General features: G+C 60.2%; 13 protein-coding genes. 7 read left to right on the top strand and 6 right to left on the bottom strand.

Annotated features, from left to right (window positions below; translation table 11 throughout):
- The first annotated feature begins 48 nt into the window (after nt 1-48).
- Nucleotides 49-690, top strand: a complete 642-nt coding sequence (locus CAF76_RS15500) for a transcriptional regulator (RefSeq protein ID WP_064593544.1) — start codon at nt 49-51, stop codon at nt 688-690.
- A 107-nt stretch (nt 691-797) separates the two neighbouring features.
- Here CAF76_RS15500 and CAF76_RS15495 read toward each other — a convergent pair whose 3' ends face one another.
- The 6 genes from CAF76_RS15495 to CAF76_RS15470 all read right to left on the bottom strand — a co-directional run bounded on the left by CAF76_RS15495 (nt 798) and on the right by CAF76_RS15470 (nt 5,989).
- Nucleotides 798-1,574, bottom strand: coding sequence for an ABC transporter substrate-binding protein (locus tag CAF76_RS15495; RefSeq protein WP_085611408.1), 777 nt, complete (start codon nt 1,572-1,574; stop codon nt 798-800).
- A 276-nt stretch (nt 1,575-1,850) separates the two neighbouring features.
- Nucleotides 1,851-2,303 (bottom strand): molybdopterin synthase catalytic subunit MoaE, encoded by a 453-nt coding sequence (gene moaE / locus CAF76_RS15490; RefSeq protein WP_011332565.1) that lies wholly within the window; start codon nt 2,301-2,303, stop codon nt 1,851-1,853.
- 3 nt (nt 2,304-2,306) lie between these two features.
- Nucleotides 2,307-2,549, bottom strand: a complete 243-nt coding sequence (gene moaD, locus CAF76_RS15485) for a molybdopterin converting factor subunit 1 (RefSeq protein ID WP_064593540.1) — start codon at nt 2,547-2,549, stop codon at nt 2,307-2,309.
- Entirely contained in the window at nt 2,546-3,019 is a 474-nt protein-coding gene (gene moaC / locus CAF76_RS15480; RefSeq protein ID WP_064382454.1) for a cyclic pyranopterin monophosphate synthase MoaC, read from the bottom strand. Before moaC ends, moaD begins: the two co-directional genes overlap by 4 nt.
- Before the next feature lie 101 nt (nt 3,020-3,120).
- Nucleotides 3,121-4,515, bottom strand: a complete 1,395-nt coding sequence (locus tag CAF76_RS15475; protein ID WP_011332563.1) for a PhoH family protein — start codon at nt 4,513-4,515, stop codon at nt 3,121-3,123.
- A gap of 349 nt (nt 4,516-4,864) precedes the next feature.
- Nucleotides 4,865-5,989: a polysaccharide deacetylase family protein gene (locus CAF76_RS15470; RefSeq protein WP_085647741.1), complete on the bottom strand. Its 1,125-nt coding sequence runs from the start codon at nt 5,987-5,989 to the stop codon at nt 4,865-4,867.
- Between the two features lie 138 nt (nt 5,990-6,127).
- On the opposite strand from CAF76_RS15470, the gene yaaA reads away from it, so the two are divergent.
- From yaaA to CAF76_RS15440, 6 genes are all read left to right on the top strand, one after another.
- Nucleotides 6,128-6,907 carry a peroxide stress protein YaaA gene (yaaA, locus tag CAF76_RS15465; RefSeq protein ID WP_064382456.1) on the top strand — a complete coding sequence of 260 codons (780 nt, stop codon included), beginning with the start codon at nt 6,128-6,130 and terminating at the stop codon, nt 6,905-6,907.
- A gap of 811 nt (nt 6,908-7,718) precedes the next feature.
- Nucleotides 7,719-9,035 (top strand): nucleotide sugar dehydrogenase, encoded by a 1,317-nt coding sequence (locus CAF76_RS15460; protein WP_011332560.1) that lies wholly within the window; start codon nt 7,719-7,721, stop codon nt 9,033-9,035.
- A gap of 83 nt (nt 9,036-9,118) precedes the next feature.
- Nucleotides 9,119-10,600: a mannuronan synthase gene (gene alg8, locus CAF76_RS15455; protein ID WP_163974069.1), complete on the top strand. Its 1,482-nt coding sequence runs from the start codon at nt 9,119-9,121 to the stop codon at nt 10,598-10,600.
- Nucleotides 10,601-10,635: 35 nt separating this feature from the next.
- Nucleotides 10,636-11,805: an alginate biosynthesis protein Alg44 gene (locus tag CAF76_RS15450; RefSeq protein ID WP_039769455.1), complete on the top strand. Its 1,170-nt coding sequence runs from the start codon at nt 10,636-10,638 to the stop codon at nt 11,803-11,805.
- A gap of 15 nt (nt 11,806-11,820) precedes the next feature.
- Complete coding sequence (gene algK, locus CAF76_RS15445; RefSeq protein ID WP_178076180.1) at nt 11,821-13,323, top strand: alginate biosynthesis TPR repeat lipoprotein AlgK; 1,503 nt, start codon at nt 11,821-11,823, stop codon at nt 13,321-13,323.
- Nucleotides 13,320-14,807, top strand: a complete 1,488-nt coding sequence (locus CAF76_RS15440) for an alginate export family protein (RefSeq protein ID WP_085647739.1) — start codon at nt 13,320-13,322, stop codon at nt 14,805-14,807. The genes algK and CAF76_RS15440 overlap by 4 nt, the downstream gene beginning before the upstream one ends.
- The last annotated feature ends 8 nt before the right edge of the window (nt 14,808-14,815 follow it).

Here is a 14,815-nt window from a genome sequence, read left to right as displayed (position 1 = left end):
ACGCCCCCGGATCACGGGGGCGTTGACGTTGCCTGGAGCTCCACAGTTATGACCGCCCCCGAACACACGCCCGAGCTGCATGACGCCGCACTGGATAACTACCACGCCATCGCCGACGCCATTGCCACGCTGTTCTTTCCCCACGCCGAAGTGGTGTTGCACGACCTGCGCACGCAGAAGGTCGATTACATCGCCAACAACCTGTCGAAACGGGTGATCGGCGATGAATCGTCGCTGGAAGACATGCTCAGCGAAGACGTCAGCGAACGGAACATCGGCCCGTACGAAAAGCTCAACTGGGACGGCCAGAAAATTCGCAGCCTGAGTACCGTGCTGCGCGACAGCGAAGGGCATCCGCTGGCGGTGCTGTGCATCAACCTGAATATTTCGCTGTTCGAGAACGCCAAGGCTGCGCTGGACCTGTTCCTCTCGCCGAGCAAACTGATCCCGCAACCGGACTCGCTGTTTCGCGATGACTGGCAGGAGCGGATCAACACCTTCCTGCACGCCTGGCTACGGGAACGGCAACTGAGCCTGAACCTGCTGACCCGCGATCACAAACGCGAACTGGTGCTGGCGCTGCACGCCGAAGGGGCATTCAAGGGCAAGAGCGCCTCGAACTATGTGGCCAATGTGCTGAACATGGGGCGGGCGACGGTGTACAAGCATTTGAAGGAATTGAAGGGCTGAAGATTTGCGGTGAATGTTAAGGCCTCATCGCTGGCAAGCCAGCTCCCACAGGTTTTGTGTATATCGAAAATCTCTGTGGGAGCTGGCTTGCCAGCGATGGCGGACCGTCAGTCGCCGTAGATATCGGACTTGAAGTACTTCTCGGAAATCTTCTGATACTCGCCACTGGCGCGAATGCCGTCGATGGCGGTATTCAACTGGCTGACCAGTTCGGTATTGCCCTTGCGCACCGCAATCCCCGCGCCCTCGCCCACGTACTTCGGATCCTTCAGCTCAGGCCCGACAAAGGCGTAACCCTTGCCGCGCGGCATCGACAGGAAGTCGTTCAGCGGGATGGTGTCGGCGAAGATTGCGTCGAGACGACCGGCCGCCAGGTCCATGTAGATTTCTTCGTTGTTGCCATAGCGTTTGACGTTGATGCCCTTGGGCTCGAACACCTCGGTGGCGTAACGGTCGGTGGTGGTTGCACGCTGCACGCCGACGGTCTTGCCTTTGAGGCTGGCGTACTGGTCATCGACGCTCGCGCCTTCCTTCATCACCAGCCGCGACGAGGTGAAATAGTACTTGTGGGTGAAGTCCACCGACTTCTTGCGGTCTTCGTTGATGGTCATGGACGACAGCGCCATGTCGATTTTCTTCACTTTCAGGGAAGGAATCAGACCGTCGAACTCGCCCTCGACCCACACGCACTTGACCTGCATCTGCGCGCACAGGGCATTGCCGATGTCGTAGTCGAAACCGACGATTTCACCCTTGTCGGTCTTCGAGGCGAAGGGCGGATACGCCGCTTCGATACCGATGCGCAGGGTTTTCTCGGCGGCGAACGCGCTGCTGCAGGCCAACAGGCTCAATGCCAGACCGGTGATGAGGGGGAATTTCTTCATGTTCGTTCTCTCGCGGGTTGTTGTTGGTTTGGCAAGACAGAAGAAAAAGCTGGAAACGGGGAAAGACTTTTTTGTACTTGTAAATCCATACTGGACTTTTACGTACAAACCGTCAATCAGGCAAACGGGATTGCATTCGGCCGGTGGTCGGGACGAAACATGTGGAGTAGCGGTGTAGCAGATGGCGCCATCGCGAGCAGGCTCGCTCCCACAGGGGAACGCATGCCAAAGTGGGAGCCAGCCTGCTAGCGATGACTACTGAAGGGCGCTGTGGGATTACTGCTTCCAGCGATCCGCCGCCGCATGATCGCTGTCGCGACCCTCGACCCAGCGCGGGCCGTCGCTGGTGTTCTCTTTCTTCCAGAACGGTGCGCGGGTTTTCAGGTAATCCATGACGAAGGCGCAGGCGTCGAACGCCGCCTGGCGGTGGGCGCTGGCGGCGGCGACAAAAACGATCGGCTCGCCCGGTTCCAGCGCGCCGATGCGGTGCAGCACTTCCAGCTTCAACAACGGCCAACGCTGCTCGGCCTCCAAGGCAATCTTGCCGAGGGCCTTTTCGGTCATGCCCGGATAGTGTTCGAGGAACATTCCGGCGACATCGAGGCCATCGTTGAAGTCGCGCACGTAGCCGACAAAACTCACCACCGCGCCGACGCCGACATTCGCCGCGTGCATCGCGTTGACTTCGGCACCCGGATCGAACGGTTCGGATTGCACCCGAATCCCCATGGCTCAGCCTCCGGTCACGGTGGGGAAAAACGCCACTTCGTCGCCGTCCACCACCGGCTCGTCGAGCTGGCAGAGGTCTTCGTTGCGCGCACACATCAGGTTCTGTTCGCTCAGCACCTCGGCGCCCTCTCGCTGCGCCAGCAACGCACGAACGTCATCGACGGTGGCGAAATCACCCTCGACCTCCACCGAATCCACGCCCAGCGCCTCGCGGTAACGGGCAAAAAACTTCACGGTCAGGTTCATGGCTGCTCCGCCTGGAAATGCCCGCTCTTGCCGCCGACCTTCTCCAGCAGACGCACGCTTTCGATGGTCATGCCACGGTCCACGGCCTTGCACATGTCGTAGATGGTCAGAGCGGCGACGCTGGCGGCGGTCAACGCTTCCATCTCGACGCCGGTCTGCCCGGACAGTTTGCAGCGAGCCACGATGCGTACCGTGTCATCGCCTTCGGCGCTGAGTTCGACCTTGACGCCGGTCAGCATCAACGGATGGCACAGGGGAATCAGATCACTGGTTTTCTTCGCCGCCTGAATGCCGGCAATGCGCGCCACGGCGAACACGTCGCCCTTGGGATGGCCGCCGCTGACAATCATCTGCAGGGTATCGGGCAGCATGCGCACCAGCGCTTGGGCCGTCGCCTCACGGAACGTCACGGCTTTTTCGGTGACGTCGACCATGTTGGCGCGACCTTGGGAATCGAGATGAGTCAGCACGGGATTACTCCTGATCAGGAGCGTCGATTGTAAACCTGGGGGTCAGAATTGCGCACATAAAAAACCGGGCGACTTTGCAGTCGCCCGGTTCGGTTTGACGGTTACAGATGCGATTCGGCGTATTCGGCCAGGATCGAGCGAGGCACCCCTTGCAGGGTGATGTGCACACCGTTGGGGAAATCCTTGAAACGTTCGGTCAGGTAGGTCAGCCCGGAGCTGGTCGCGGACAGGTAAGGGGTGTCGATCTGTGCCAGGTTGCCCAGGCACACTACTTTGGAACCGGCGCCGGCCCGGGTGATGATGGTTTTCATCTGGTGCGGCGTGAGGTTCTGGCATTCGTCGATCAGGATCAGGCTCTGCTGGAAGCTGCGACCGCGAATGTAGTTAAGCGATTTGAACTGCAACGGCACTTTGCTGAGGATGTAGTCGACGCTGCCATGGGTGTTTTCGTCATCCATGTGCAAGGCTTCGAGGTTATCGGTGATGGCGCCGAGCCAAGGCTCCATTTTTTCCGCTTCGGTGCCGGGCAGGAAGCCGATTTCCTGGTCCAGGCCCTGCACGCTGCGGGTGGCGATGATGCGGCGATAACGCTTGCTGACCATGGTCTGCTCGATCGCCGCGGCCAGCGCCAGAATGGTTTTACCCGAGCCGGCGGCACCGGACAGGTTGACCAGGTGTATGTCCGGATCCAGCAGCGCGTACAGCGCCAGGCTCTGATAGATGTCCCGTGGCTTGAGGCCCCAGGCTTCCTGGTGCAGCAGCGGTTCCTGGTGCAGGTCGAGGATCAGCAGCTTGTCCTCTTCGATCTCCTTGATCCAGCCGACGAAGCCCTGCTCATCGATGATGAACTCGTTGATGTGCACGGCAGGCAGGTTGTCGATCAGCTGCACCTGATGCCAGGTGCGACCGTGGTCCTGACGGGTTTCGACCTTGCTCACGCGGTCCCAGAAAGAGCCGGTCATGTTGTGATAGCCGTTGGGCAGCAGGGACACGTCGTCGACCAGTTGGTCGGTGCTGTAGTCCTCGGCGTCGATCCCGCAGGCGCGCGCCTTGAGGCGCATGTTGATGTCTTTGGTGACCAGCACCACCGGTTTGCTCGGTTCGCGGGTGTGCAGGTCGATCAGCTGGTTGATGATTTTGTTGTCGTTCAGATGCTCGGGCAGAATCAGGTTCGATTCGGCCTGCTTGCTCATCAGAATCGACAGCAAGCCCTTCGGACCGCCCTTGCCGCGCTGGATCGGCACGCCCTGTTCGACATCATCGGGTGAGGCATCGCCCAGGGTCTTGTCGATCAGCCGGATCGCCTGACGGCATTCGGCGGCCACGCTGTGATGCCCGCTCTTGAGCTTGTCCAGCTCTTCAAGCACGGTCATCGGGATCGCGACGTGGTGTTCTTCAAAATTCAGCAGGGCGTTCGGATCGTGAATCAGTACGTTGGTATCGAGTACATAAAGGATTGGCTGGTTGGAGGAAGGGCTACGTCCGTGATCATCCATACTCGGTCACCTTTGTGGGAGCCATTCGACGCAATACCTCGGCGGTGCTGCGCCTCGAAGTGACTGCCGAATCCACCTGCACAGCTTTTGTCGGGATAGCAGGTGAACCGCACACAAAATGGGTCTTGGAAGACGCCACCTGTGTTGCAGGTTTCGGCGGTCTGACTTCGTAATACTCCAAAACCCGTGACAGAAAAAAGCACTTTGACGCTTTTTTGAAGTTTATTTTGCAAAGTGACGAAAAGCCCTTGGCGGACTGCCCTGCCCCCGTTAGAGTCGGAAGTCCGCCTGCATCGAATTCTGCAAAAAATTCACCCCAAGCCCAATGTTTCCGGGCTCTTGCCGTTTTTCAGCGAAACGCGTCCTGACAGTCTTCCCAGCCAATGCCGCTTTGCGCGGTTTGCGTGATCAGCCACGGCAACGCAGTCTTCACTGCATCCTGTTTCATGTTGAAATTGATCACCCCGTGCCGCCACAACAGCATCAGGGTCAGGACCCGTTGCGCACTCTGGCTGCCCTTGAGCTTGCCGGCGCCGTCCTGGGCATCGATGTCCCACAGCGCCACTTGCAGACCCTGACTGTTGAAGAACCCCCGGGCATCGCTGCGACGCTGGCCTTCCGGTGGACGGAACAGCGGCACGTAGTTTTCCGGCAGTTTGTTGCGGACCAGGTCGGCACTGCGCCGCACCGAATCCTGCCAGTCCTGCCAGTGGCTGTGGGACCTGAATTCCCAGCCCTGCACGCCGACGCACTGCTGCGAAAATGCCGCTTGCAGGCTGCTGACGGAACGCTCGGCCAACCGCGCCTGAACATCCTTGCCCAACATGAAGAAGGTGCCGCTCAGGTTCGACTTGCGCAGGTACTCGGTGAGCCAGTCAGTGTTGTCCGGTTGCAGGTTGGCGGCGCTGTCGAAACTCAGCAGAAACAGGCGATCGTGCATGTCGTCGCCGTTGCGCTCGTAGTCACCGAAATGATCGATTTCGCTGCTGGTCTGCGGTGACAGCGCCGCCTTGCGCATCAGTTCATCGAGATATTGCAGATGGAAGATCCGGCTCGGCTCGGCCCATTTGGTGTAATAGCTTTCGTCGCTGACCACGAATTTGGCGGCCTGCTCGCGCAGGGTCGGCAGGTCTTCGACGAGGAAGCAGAACGAGGCATCCTGATCGCAGCTTTGCTGGGCGAAGTTGTAGTTGGCGAGCAGACGCTGCCACAGCCGCTCGCGCAGGCTGTTGATCGCCTCCAGATTGACTGTGCGCAGCCCCAGGCGCTGGGCCAGCGCCGCTTCATCCAGCGCTTCGGTGCCGAGCAGGCCTCGGGCGAACATCAAAATTTCCGCTCGCGAGGCGACGTCGAACAGGGTCGGATTATCGAGCTTTTCCGGCCAGGTGCTGCGATCCAGCGTCGCGATATCGCCCGGCGCCGCAACGGCACCGACGCTCAACAGCCACGCGGTGAAGAAAAGAACAATGCGCAAAGGGTGTCTCCATAACAAAACCCGCGCCGCACTATAGCCGATCCGGCTGGCAAACCGCCGATCACCTATGGACGTGATAGCTGGAGTGATCCGTTCCAACCCCCTAGAATCGCCCCCACGATTAAAGGAGACGACTTCATGCTGATGGTGATTTCCCCCGCCAAGACCCTCGATTACGAAACACCGCCGGCGACCCAGCGCTTCACTCAGCCGCAATACCTCGACCATTCCCAGGAACTGATCCAGCAACTGCGCGAACTGAGCCCGGCGCAGATCAGCGAACTGATGCACGTGTCCGACAAGATCGGCGGCCTCAACGCCGCGCGCTTCGGCAGCTGGACACCAGCGTTCACGCCGGAAAACGCCAAGCAGGCGCTGCTCGCGTTCAAGGGTGACGTCTACACCGGTCTCGACGCCCAGTCGTTCAGCGAAGCCGATTTCGACTACGCGCAACAGCACCTGCGCATGCTTTCCGGCCTCTACGGCCTGCTGCGCCCGCTCGACCTGATGCAGCCGTATCGCCTGGAAATGGGCACCAAACTGGCCAACGCCCGAGGCAAGGACCTGTACGCCTTCTGGGGCACGCGCATCAGCGAATGGCTGAACGAAGCACTGGCCGATCAGGGCGACGACGTGCTGCTCAACCTCGCGTCCAACGAATACTTTTCGGCGGTGAAACGCACAGCCCTGAATGCGCGGATCATCAACACCGAGTTCAAGGACCTGAAGAACGGCCAGTACAAGATCATCAGCTTCTACGCGAAAAAGGCCCGAGGCCTGATGAGCCGTTTCGTGATCCAGGAAAAAATCAACGATCCGGCCCTGCTCAAACAGTTCGATGTGCAGGGTTATCGCTACAGCGCCGAGCAATCGAAACCGGATAATCTGGTGTTTCTACGCGATCACGCCCCCGAATAAAGCATGCCTAATGCACGACTCTTTATATGAAGAGTCGTGCAGCTCGCACGATGTCAAAAATCCCTCGCCACATTTCGCCATTTTACTGGCGCCAGAAAAACCTCCCTGTCTTTTCTAAGATTAGTTTCACTCGACACTGATCATTTTTTTCAGTAGTGGCACCTAAATTTTTTCACCGTAGTGGCACAAAACTATCTAACGTGATTTTTCGCCTGTTATTAAAGGTCGAAAACGAAACTGCTATCAAATTGATACTGGTGCCATCTCTGACAATATTTCAAGAAATTTCAGATTTCGCGATGAGCGGACAGGAACTTCGTCCGAATGCATAGCTCATACCACCGGTAACGATTCTCGCCGAGTTTGTACGAGATAACTTACGCGGAGCAGATAGCCATGTAACCAAGTTGTCACAGCAACTTGCCTAGATGACTAACTAGTCTCAAAGCAGACGATGGACAGGAGATACGCACCATTAATATCCCCTACAAAGGCCATGGCCGCGCCCTTATAAACGTGCTCACCTGAGCACCCAACCGCTTGATTTACGGGACTTTCATCCTGACATCGAGCGCGCAAGACGATTGCACAAGAGTCTTCTCCAAAGAAGATCGGCTGCATAACAGGGCACGTCATAACAACAAGGCCTGGTTGCGCACATCTTGAGTGCACTTATTTAGACACTCGGAACTTAAGTATGCCTGCACACGGCATTGTGGCGCCTGTATGCCGCACTTTCGAGTGCACTAATGAACGCTGAACACCATTAACTCCGGCCCTCTAAGGCCTGATATATACAGAGGTAATTGCGATGCGCATCAGCATATTTGGTTTGGGTTACGTTGGCGCAGTATGTGCCGGTTGCCTGTCTGCTCGGGGCCACGACGTAGTGGGCGTCGATGTTGCCAAAGACAAGATCGACATGATCAACGCTGGCAAATCTCCCATTGTCGAACCGGGCCTGGGCGAGTTGCTGGCACAAGGTATCCAGACCGGTCGTCTGCGCGGCACGACCAACTTCGCCGAGGCGATTCGCGACACTGACCTGTCGATGATCTGCGTCGGCACGCCGAGCAAGAAGAACGGCGACCTGGAACTGAACTACATCGAAGCGGTATGCCGCGAGATCGGTTTTGTCCTGCGTGAAAAGTCCACCCGCCACACCATCGTGGTACGCAGCACCGTGTTGCCGGGCACCGTGGCAAACGTTGTCATCCCGATTCTCGAAGACTGCTCCGGCAAGAAGGCCGGCGTCGATTTCGGCGTGGCGGTCAACCCTGAGTTCCTGCGTGAATCCACCGCAATCGCCGACTACGACCTGCCACCGATGACCGTCATCGGCGAGTTCGACAAGGCTTCGGGTGACGTTCTGCAATCGCTGTACGAAGAACTCGACGCACCGATCATCCGCAAGGACATCGCCGTCGCCGAGATGATCAAGTACACCTGCAACGTCTGGCACGCCACCAAAGTGACCTTCGCCAACGAGATCGGCAACATCGCCAAAGCGGTGGGCGTCGATGGCCGCGAAGTGATGGACGTGGTCTGCCAGGACAAGACCCTCAACCTGTCGCAGTACTACATGCGCCCGGGCTTCGCCTTCGGCGGTTCGTGCCTGCCGAAAGACGTGCGCGCCCTGACCTACCGCGCCGGTTCCCTGGACGTCGAAGCGCCGCTGCTCAACTCGCTGATGCGCAGCAACGAATCGCAAGTGCAGAACGCCTTCGACATCGTTGAAAGCCACGACAAACGCAAAGTCGCCCTGCTGGGCCTGAGCTTCAAGGCCGGCACCGACGACCTGCGCGAAAGTCCGCTGGTGGAACTGGCCGAGATGCTGATCGGCAAAGGCTACGACCTGAGCATCTACGACAGCAACGTCCAGTACGCCCGTGTCCACGGCGCGAACAAGGACTACATCGAGTCGAAGATCCCGCACGTATCGTCCCTGCTCAATTCGGACTTCGATTCGGTGATCGACAACTCCGACGTGATCATCCTCGGCAACCGCGACGAGAAGTTCCGCGCCCTCGCCGAAGAAGCGCCGCAGGGCAAGCAGGTGATCGACCTGGTGGGCTTCATGTCCAAGGCCACCAGCGCCGGTAGCCGCACCGAAGGGATCTGCTGGTAACGCAGCAGCAAGCCTCGAGCTTCAGGCCGCACGCCGTGAATCGGCGGGCGGCTTGAAGCCCCCATCACCTTCGGATGACGGTCATGTCCAAGCTCAAACATTTTTTTCTGCAATCCGCCGGCTGGCTTTTGTTTCTGAGCCTGCTGATGGGCCTGGCCCTGATGCTGCCCACGTCCACATTCGACTCCGAGTCGAAGGACTTCATTTTCCTGATTGGCGCCGTAGGTATCTGGCGCTACTCGATGGGTGCCACGCACTTTGTGCGCGGCATGATTTTTCTCTACATCGTCTACCCGCACCTGCGCCGCAAGGTTCGCAAGCTGGGTAAGGCGGCGGACCCGTCCCATGTGTTTCTGATGGTCACCAGTTTCCGCATCGACGCGTTGACCACCGCGCAGGTTTACAGCTCGGTGATCCGCGAAGCCATCGACTGCGAACTGCCGACCACCGTGGTCTGCTCCATCGTCGAAATGTCCGATGAGCTGCTGGTCAAGGCACTGTGGGCGCGGATGAATCCGCCAGACCGCGTGAAACTCGACTTCGTACGCATTCCCGGCACCGGCAAACGCGATGGCCTGGCCTATGGTTTCCGCGCGATCTCCCGTCACCTGCCGGACGACCGTGCCGTGGTAGCCGTGATCGATGGCGACACCGTGCTCGGCGAAGGCGTCGTGCGCAAAACCGTGCCGTGGTTCCAGATGTTCGGCAACGTCGGCGGCCTGACCACCAACGAGTTCTGCGAAGTGCGCGGCGGGTACATCATGAGCGAATGGCACAAGCTGCGTTTCGCCCAGCGCCACATCAACATGTGCTCGATGGCCCTGTCCAAACGCGTGCTGACCATGACCGGGCGCATGTCGGTGTTTCGCGCCACCGTGGTCACCAACCCGGAATTCATCGCCGACGTTGAAAGCGACTCGCTGCAACACTGGCGCCTGGGCCGTTTCAAATTCCTGACCGGCGACGACAAGTCGAGCTGGTTCAGCCTGATGCGTCTGGGCTACGACACCTTCTACGTGCCGGATGCGGCGATCAACACCGTTGAACACCCGCCGGAAAAGAGCTTCATCAAGGCCAGCCGCAAACTGATGTTCCGTTGGTACGGCAACAACCTGCGCCAGAACTCCCGAGCGCTGGGCCTGGGTGTAAAACGCCTCGGCGCCTTCACCTCGGTGGTGCTGTTCGACCAGCGCGTATCGATGTGGACTTCGCTGCTCGGCCTGACCGTGGCAATCATCGCCAGCTTCAAGTACGGCACCGCGTTCATCCTGGTTTACCTGCTGTGGATCGGCATCACCCGTCTGATTCTGACGCTGCTGCTGTCCTGCTCCGGCCACCGGATCGGCCCGGCTTACCCGGCAATTCTCTATTACAACCAGATCGTCGGTGCGCTGGTGAAGATCTACGTGTTCTTCCGCCTCGACCAACAATCCTGGACTCGCCAACCCACTTCCCTGACCCGTGATCTCGCCAGCTTTCAACGTTGGTTCAACACCTGGTCGTCTCGGACCATGACCTTCTCCGCCGGCAGCATTTTCGTCGCCGTGCTGCTGATGATGGTCTGACCTGCCCCTATTGAATTAACAAGGAAATCGCCCCCATGAATACCGCCGTCAACGCCAACGTAGTGCATGAATCCGAAGCCCAGCGTCAGCACGCCCGTGTGAAAATCCCGGCCAAGCTGCGTTTCTTCGGCCCCGACCGGACTCCGGTTGAAGCGCGGGTCCTCGACCTGTCCGCCGGTGGTCTGGCGTTCAACGCCGGACAACTGCCGCTGACCGTCGGCGAGGTGTACAAGGCGCGTCTGCAGTTCGTCATCGACAACCTCGGCCTGGCCATGGACGTTGAACTGCAAGTGCGCTCCTACGACCGCCAGACGGGTCGTGCTGGCTGCCAGTTCCAGAACCTCGAGCCGCAGGACATTTCCACCCTGCGCCACCTGATCACTTCGCACCTGGCCGGCGACATCGTCAGCATCGGCGAAGTGCTGGCAACCCTGCAGCGCGACAACTTCACCAAGGCACGCAAGGTCAAGGACGGCGACTCCGGCATGACCCCGTTCGGGCGTCTGAAAGCGGTGACGTTCAGCGCCGGTATCTTCGCGGTCGGGCTGGTGGCGGCGGGTTTCATTTTCAAATCGGTGTACAGCATGTACTTCGTCAGCCATGCGCAGGCCGGTCTGGTCAGCGTGCCGGGGATGAACATCACCATGCCGCGCGACGGCACCGTGCAAAGCCTGGTGAAGTCCGACGGCGTCGCTGCCAAGGGCGCACCGCTGGCGACGTTCAGCACCAGCATGCTCGACGTACTCAAAGGTCACCTGGAAGAAGATCAACTGTCCCCGGCCAAGGTTGAGGAACTGTTCGGCAAACAGATGACCGGCACTCTGACCTCGCCGTGCGATTGCACCGTGGCCCAGCAACTGGTGGCCGACGGTCAATACGCGAGCAAGGGCGACGTGATCTTCCAGCTGGTGCCGCGCAACACCCAGGCCACCGTCGATGCGCGCTTCTCCTATCGCCAGTTCGGCGACGTGCGTCCGGGCACCCCGGTGAGCTTCCAGATCGCCGGCGAAGACAAGACCCGCACCGGCAAGATCGTCAGCAGCACCAGCCTGAAAAGTGCCGACCTGTCCTCCGACATCCGCGTGCAGATTCAGCCTGACGAACCGCTGGACAGCCGCTTCGCCGGCCGCCCGGTGGAAGTCAACAGCGACCGTGGTCCGAACCTGAACTGGCTGATCGACAAAGCCATGGCTGCCGGTCTTTAAGTCGAGGACATGCCCGTGACTACTCCTGTCTTGAACACACCGCCGACCCTGTGGGAGCGAGCTTGCTCGCGATGGGATCGGCGCGGTGTATCTGATGTACCGAGTCGCCTGAATCGCCAGCAGGCTGGCTCCCACACTGGTTATGCGTTGTGCGCAATTGCGCTGGCAGTGAGTCTGGCCGGTTGCGCCGGCCTGCCCGACCAGCGTCTGGCCAACGAAGCGCTCAAGCGCGGTGACACCGCGACCGCCGCGCAGAACTACCGTGCGCTGGCCGATCTGGGGTACAGCGAAGCCCAGGTGGGCCTTGCCGATATTCAGGTCGACAGCCGCGATCCGGAACAAATGAAACAGGCCGAAGCCACCTACCGCGCCGCCGCCAGTGTTTCGCCGCGTGCCCAGGCCCGACTCGGTCGTTTGCTGGTGGCCAAGCCCGGCTCCACCGAAGCCGAGCATCAGGAAGCCGAAAGCCTGCTGAAAAAGGCCGCCGCCAGTGGCGAAGGCAACACGCTGATCCCGCTTGCGATGCTGTACCTGCAATACCCGCACAGCTTCCCGAACATCAACGCTCAGCAACAGATCGACCAGTGGCGCAAATCCGGTTACCCGGAAGCCGGTCTCGCGCAGGTACTGCTGTATCGCACCCAGGGCACGTACGACCAGCATCTGGATGACGTGGAAAAAATCTGCAAGGCCGCGCTCAACACCACCGACATCTGCTACGTCGAGCTGGCCACGGTCTATCAGAAACGTGGCGCGCCGGAGCAACAGGCCGAGCTGATCAAACAACTGCAGGCCGGTTACAGCCGCGGCACCGTCAGCGCTCAACGGGTGGATTCCGTGGCCCGTGTGCTGGCCGATTCGACCCTGGGCAAGACCGACGAAAAAACCGCGCAGTCACTGCTCGAGCCGATCGCGCCGGGTTACCCGGCGTCGTGGGTCACCCTCGCGCAACTGCTCTACGACTTCCCGGAACTGGGCGACGTCGACCAGATGATGAAGTACCTGGACAACGGCCGCGCCGCCGACCAGCCGCGCGCCGAACTGCTGCTGGGCAAGCTCTACTACGAAGGCAAACTGGTCCCGGCCGACGCCAAAGTCGCCGAGGAACATTTCCAGAAAGCCGTCGGCCGCGAAGTCGCCGCCGATTACTACCTCGGCCAGATCTACCGCCGTGGCTACCTGGGCAAGGTCTATCCGCAGAAAGCCCTCGACCATCTGCTGACCGCTGCGCGCAACGGCCAGAACAGCGCCGACTTCGCCATCGCCCAGCTGTTTTCCCAAGGCAAGGGCACCAAGCCCGACCCGCTCAATGCCTACGTGTTCAGCCAGTTGGCCAAAGCCCAAAACACTCCGCAAGCCGATGAGCTGGCGACCACCCTCGCCGCGCAACTGCCGCCCGAGCGTCTGGCCGAAGCCCAGCGCCTGCTGCAACAGGAACAGGCGGCCCGTGGCGCCCTGAACCAGAACACGCTGCAACTGCACGCCCTGCAAGAAGAAGACGGCGAGGAAAAACCATGAAATTGAATCCCTTTGTGAAGGCCGGCATTGGCCTCACGTTCGCGCTGATCTGGTCTTGCCCGACCCTGGCCGCGATGACTGAATCGAAGAACTTCGGCCTGGAAGTGAAAATCACCGGCCAGTCCGAAGACGACCGCGACCTCGGTACCGCCAGCGGCGGCGACGTCAACGGCGTCGGCCTCGACCTGCGCCCGTGGGTCTACGGCGAAAGCGGCGCGTGGAGCGCCTATGCCATGGGCCAGGCCGTGACCTCGACCGACATCATCGAGACCGACACCCTGCAGCAGTCCGACAGCGACGGCACCCAGACCACCGACAACGGCGACCGCAAGACCAAGAAAAACTACCTGGCGATGCGCGAGTTCTGGGTCGGCTACAGCGGCCTGACGCCCTACCCCGGCGAGATCCTCAAGTTCGGTCGCCAGCGCCTGCGCAATGACGACGGCCAGTGGCGCGACACCAACATCGAAGCCCTGAACTGGACCTTCGACACCACCCTGCTGCGCGCCAACGCCGGTGTCGCCGAACGCTTCAGCGAATACCGCACCGACTTGAAAGAGCTGGCACCCAAAGACAAGGATCGCCTGCACGCCTACGCCGACGCCGCTTACCAGTGGACACCGGGCAACTGGGTCGGGATTCGCGGTCACCACACCCACGACGACGGCAAGCTCGACTATCCGGAGCCAGGCGTGGCCGGCGATTCGCTGGACAAGAAAGAAAACGGCGACATCAGCTGGCTCGGCCTGACCGCAGACAGCGACGCCTACAACTGGCGCAACACCAACACCGTCAACTACTGGGGCAGCATCACCGGCATGAGCGGCGACCGCGACACGGTCAACGCCCTCAACGCCGACGGCACCCGCCCGGCCCAGGCCAAGCGCAGCGACAACGTCGACGGCTGGGCGACCGACATCGGTGTGCGTCTGCGCCTCGATCCGCAATGGCAGGTCGGTGCGGCGTATGCCCGTGCGAGCGCCGATTACGAACAGAACGGCCTGGAAAGCAACCGCTCGAACTACACCGGTACTCGCTCGCGGGTTCACCGTTTCGGCGAAGCCTTCCGTGGCGAAATGAACAACATGCAGACCGCCACCCTGTTCGGTTCGTGGATGCTCAACGACCAGTACGACGCCAGCCTGGTCTACCACAAGTTCTGGCGTGTGGACGGCAACAAGCCGGTGGGCAGCAACGGCATCAACGCCGTGGAGAACAACACCGACGACGTCACCGGCGCGATCCTTTCCAGCACTTCCCTGCCACTGCAGGACGGCAACAAGGATCTGGGCCAGGAAATGGATCTGGTGGTCACCAAGTACTTCAAGCAAGGCTTGCTGCTGGCGGCGTTGAGCCAGTCGATCGACGAACCGTCGGCGCTGGTGCGTTTCCGTGGCGGCGTGTTCAAGCCAGGTGACGCCTATGGCAGCCAGGTCGATTCGTACATGCACCGCGCGTTCATCGACGTGATCTGGCGCTTCTGATGCTGACC

It is taken from the genome of Pseudomonas sp. B40(2017), assembly GCF_002112855.1.
GTDB lineage: Bacteria > Pseudomonadota > Gammaproteobacteria > Pseudomonadales > Pseudomonadaceae > Aquipseudomonas > Aquipseudomonas pharyngis.
The sequence above is the reverse complement of the archived record's forward strand: the minus strand, read 5'-3'. Positions and strand labels throughout refer to the sequence as shown.

Bases quoted from the DNA above. Each gene is read 5' to 3' on its own strand.
- CAF76_RS15500 (WP_064593544.1), top strand. From the start codon at position 49: ATGACCGCCCCCGAACACACGCCCGAGCTGCATGACGCCGCACTGGAT.
- CAF76_RS15495 (WP_085611408.1), bottom strand. From the start codon at position 1,574: ATGAAGAAATTCCCCCTCATCACCGGTCTGGCATTGAGCCTGTTGGCC.
- moaE (WP_011332565.1), bottom strand. From the start codon at position 2,303: ATGGGGATTCGGGTGCAATCCGAACCGTTCGATCCGGGTGCCGAAGTC.
- moaD (WP_064593540.1), bottom strand. From the start codon at position 2,549: ATGAACCTGACCGTGAAGTTTTTTGCCCGTTACCGCGAGGCGCTGGGC.
- CAF76_RS15475 (WP_011332563.1), bottom strand. From the start codon at position 4,515: ATGGATGATCACGGACGTAGCCCTTCCTCCAACCAGCCAATCCTTTAT.
- yaaA (WP_064382456.1), top strand. From the start codon at position 6,128: ATGCTGATGGTGATTTCCCCCGCCAAGACCCTCGATTACGAAACACCG.
- CAF76_RS15460 (WP_011332560.1), top strand. From the start codon at position 7,719: ATGCGCATCAGCATATTTGGTTTGGGTTACGTTGGCGCAGTATGTGCC.
- alg8 (WP_163974069.1), top strand. From the start codon at position 9,119: ATGTCCAAGCTCAAACATTTTTTTCTGCAATCCGCCGGCTGGCTTTTG.
- CAF76_RS15450 (WP_039769455.1), top strand. From the start codon at position 10,636: ATGAATACCGCCGTCAACGCCAACGTAGTGCATGAATCCGAAGCCCAG.
- CAF76_RS15440 (WP_085647739.1), top strand. From the start codon at position 13,320: ATGAAATTGAATCCCTTTGTGAAGGCCGGCATTGGCCTCACGTTCGCG.